Origin of the sequence: Kitasatospora putterlickiae (assembly GCF_039527695.1) — a bacterium.
Classification (GTDB): domain Bacteria; phylum Actinomycetota; class Actinomycetes; order Streptomycetales; family Streptomycetaceae; genus Kitasatospora; species Kitasatospora putterlickiae.
The window spans coordinates 12,492-15,380 of record NZ_BAAAKJ010000133.1 but is presented as its reverse complement, the minus strand read 5'-3'; the positions used below and the strand labels follow the sequence as shown (position 1 = coordinate 15,380).

Below are 2,889 nucleotides of genomic sequence, written 5' to 3'. Positions count from 1 at the left end.
GAGGAGCGCCGACCGGAACAGCACGTCGACGTCTCCTTCCACGACCCGGAATCCGAGGACCCTGACGTCGACGGGGACGGTCCCGCCCGGACCTAAGCCGAAACGGCGAGCCAGGAACGCGTTCGCGATCTGCCGTAGCCTGCTGCCGGTCGAGCGTGAGGGAGGGGAAGTGGACTACGGGCGTGGGCCCTGCTCTCAGCGGGGGCTTCGTGAGTAGGCGTCGCTATGTGGCCAGAGGCGTGCCCGGTGGGTACCGCATCTGGGACAACCGGGGGCGCCGGTGGTGGGGCGACCTCTACGAGCTGTGTCCCGACGACCTCACTGCTGAACTGAACGGCGAGGCCGACCCGGCGAGGCTCACCGCCCTCCTCAAGCGATACCGGGCCCAGAAGCGGTAGTCCGGCTCACCGTGCGCGCCGCAGGCGAAGGGCCACGACGGATCCGGGGCGTGCCCCGAGCGCCTCTCTCACGGCGCCGGGCGGTCGGTGTCGGGGCGGGCGCCCGGGGCGTCCGTGACCGAGACGCGGGGCAGTGCGTAGGCGTGGTGGTCGCGGAGGTAGCCGATCAGGTGTTCGCGGAGCTGGCAGCGGAGTTCGTAGGCGTGGTCGGCGTTGGCCGCGGTGGCCAGGGCGCGCACCACGATGGTGGTGGGCGTGGTGTCGACCACCTGGAGGGCGCTGCCCTCGCCGTCCCACAGCGGGTTGGCGGCCAGGAAGGCGTCGAACTCCTCGCGCAGTTTGCCGACCGGGGCGTGGTGGTCGAGGTGGAGCAGCGCCGTGCCGGTGATCCGGCTGGAGCGGCGGGACCAGTTCTCGAACGGGCGGCCGACGAAGTACGACATCGGCATCACGATCCGCCGCTGGTCCCAGGTCGCGATCACCACGGCGGTGAGGGTGATCTCCTCGACCGTGCCCCACTCCCCCGCGACCACCACGACGTCGCCGATCCGGGCGAGGTCGCCGAACGCCATCTGGACTCCGGCGAAGACGTTGGCGAGGGTGCTCTGCGCCGCCACGCCCGCCACCACGCCGACCAGGCCGGCCGAGGCGAGCAGGCTGGTGCCGACGCCGCGCACCGCCGGGAAGGTCATCAGCACGGCGCCCAGCGTCACCAGACCGATCACCGCCTGGCAGATCCGGCCCAGCAGGTCGGCCTGGGTCCGGGCGCGGCCCGCCCACTCGGGGTCGCGGCGGTGCACGGCGAGCCGGACCGTGCCGTCCACCAGCAGCGCCACCACCCGGGCGCAGAGCCAGCCGCCGCAGGCGATCGCGGCGATCAGCACCAGGTGCCGCAGGTCGTCGCGGGCGGCGAGCGGAGCGTCGATCCATGGCAGCGCGCCGAGCACCAGCAGGCAGGCCGTCAGCGCCAGCAGCGGACGGCGGCACCGGGCCAGCACGCGCGGCACGCCGGTACCGCGACCGCCCGCCGTCAGCCGCCGGGCCGCGACCAGCGCGGCCCGGTCCGCGCCGTAGGCGAGGAGGGCCGCCGCCAGTCCCGCCAGTGCCAGCCGCAGCAGACTCCACCCCATGTCCCGCTCCCCTCTCGGGTCTCTCCTCGTGCGTGCCGGGCCGCGCGCACCCGGCCCGGGCCCCGTCTTTCCCCGTTCGGCGCGCCCACACCTGCCGCCGAAGTGGCATGGACCGCGCGCACCGGGGCACCCGACCTCCGCACGACCCGGCCCAACGACGGAAGGGAGAAGGACACATGAACGAGGGCGTCAACCTCTGGCAGTTCCGGGACACCTCCGGCCACACCGCCGGTACCGACCTCATCGGGTTCCACGTGGAGGCCGTCGACGGCCACGTGGGCAAGATCGACAAGCACTCCGAGGAGGTCGGCTCGCAGTACCTGGTCGTCGACACCGGCCCGTGGATCTTCGGCCGGCTGGTGCTGCTCCCCGCCGGGACGGTCATCCGCATCGAGATCGGCGAGCAGAAGATCTACGTCGACCGCACCAAGGACGACATCAGGAACAGCCCGACCATGGGCGCGAACGAAACCGACCTGGGCCCCGACTTCCGCGACCGGTACGCGCTCTACTACTCCCCCTTCTACGGCGGCCGCGTGATGTGACCCGCCGCGGTTCGACGACCGCCCGCCGGCCCCGTTCCGGCCGTCGGACCCGTTCCGCCCGGCCGCCCGGACCGGCATCCTGGGACCATGCGGGGAACCCACGGGTGACAACACGGATCACGGACAGCGACCTCGTCCAGGCGGCGCTGTACGGCGGCCTGACCCTGGTGCTCGACGTGTGGCTGCTGGCCCGCGTCGGGTACGACGGACGCGTGGTGGCGGCGCTCGCCGCCCTGGTCGCGGTCGGCGCGCTGGTCGGCGTCGGCCTCGGCCGCGCGAGCGCGCGTCGCGGGGCGCGCGCCCGTCGAACCGGGCCGCCCGTGCCGCAGGGCGGACTCCGCGTCCTGCGGAGCGCGCTGACGGGCGGCCTCTACATCCACCTCGCCCTGCCGGCCGCCGCCCTGGTCGACGTCGTCCTGCGCCCGGAGCACCTCATCGGCTACCTCGGCGGCGTCTTCTAGGACGACGACGTCAACGCGGTGCCTGCCGGACCGCCTTGTGCAGGGTGCGCAGGGCCACCAGGAGCAGCCCGACGTCGTCCAGCAGCACAGGGTCCGGGAGCAGGTCGACGGGGCTGATCAGGTAGGCGATGGACGCCCAGAACAGGACCTTGGCCGACATGGGGACGCCGGTCGACGCCAGCAGTCTGCGCGCGCGGACCAACTTCACCACCAGGACCACCGCGACCGTCAGGGAGACGGCCACCAGCCCGCCGGCCACCCACCACAGAACGCCGCCACCGTCCACCGGTACACCTCCCGCTCCGCTCGGCCCTGCCCAGGGTACGGGAGGCCCCGGCCGAACCCCGCAGGGCGG

5 protein-coding genes are annotated in these 2,889 nt (G+C 73.5%); 3 read left to right on the top strand and 2 right to left on the bottom strand.

The window, feature by feature from the left end:
• The first annotated feature begins 209 nt into the window (after positions 1 to 209).
• The gene (locus tag ABD308_RS14460) at positions 210 to 398 is read left to right on the top strand and encodes a hypothetical protein (RefSeq protein ID WP_329491964.1); all 189 of its coding nucleotides are present in this window, start codon (positions 210 to 212) and stop codon (positions 396 to 398) included.
• Positions 399 to 466: 68 nt separating this feature from the next.
• Here ABD308_RS14460 and ABD308_RS14455 read toward each other — a convergent pair whose 3' ends face one another.
• Positions 467 to 1,528, bottom strand: a complete 1,062-nt coding sequence (locus ABD308_RS14455; RefSeq protein ID WP_344333563.1) for a mechanosensitive ion channel family protein — start codon at positions 1,526 to 1,528, stop codon at positions 467 to 469.
• Positions 1,529 to 1,704: 176 nt separating this feature from the next.
• Between ABD308_RS14455 and ABD308_RS14450 the strand changes: the two genes are divergently transcribed.
• The gene (locus ABD308_RS14450; RefSeq protein ID WP_344333561.1) at positions 1,705 to 2,073 is read left to right on the top strand and encodes a PRC-barrel domain-containing protein; all 369 of its coding nucleotides are present in this window, start codon (positions 1,705 to 1,707) and stop codon (positions 2,071 to 2,073) included.
• A gap of 104 nt (positions 2,074 to 2,177) precedes the next feature.
• Positions 2,178 to 2,534 carry a hypothetical protein gene (locus ABD308_RS14445; protein WP_344333559.1) on the top strand — a complete coding sequence of 119 codons (357 nt, stop codon included), beginning with the start codon at positions 2,178 to 2,180 and terminating at the stop codon, positions 2,532 to 2,534.
• A 10-nt stretch (positions 2,535 to 2,544) separates the two neighbouring features.
• Here ABD308_RS14445 and ABD308_RS14440 read toward each other — a convergent pair whose 3' ends face one another.
• Positions 2,545 to 2,820 carry a DUF1232 domain-containing protein gene (locus ABD308_RS14440; protein ID WP_344333557.1) on the bottom strand — a complete coding sequence of 92 codons (276 nt, stop codon included), beginning with the start codon at positions 2,818 to 2,820 and terminating at the stop codon, positions 2,545 to 2,547.
• Positions 2,821 to 2,889 lie beyond the last annotated feature (69 nt).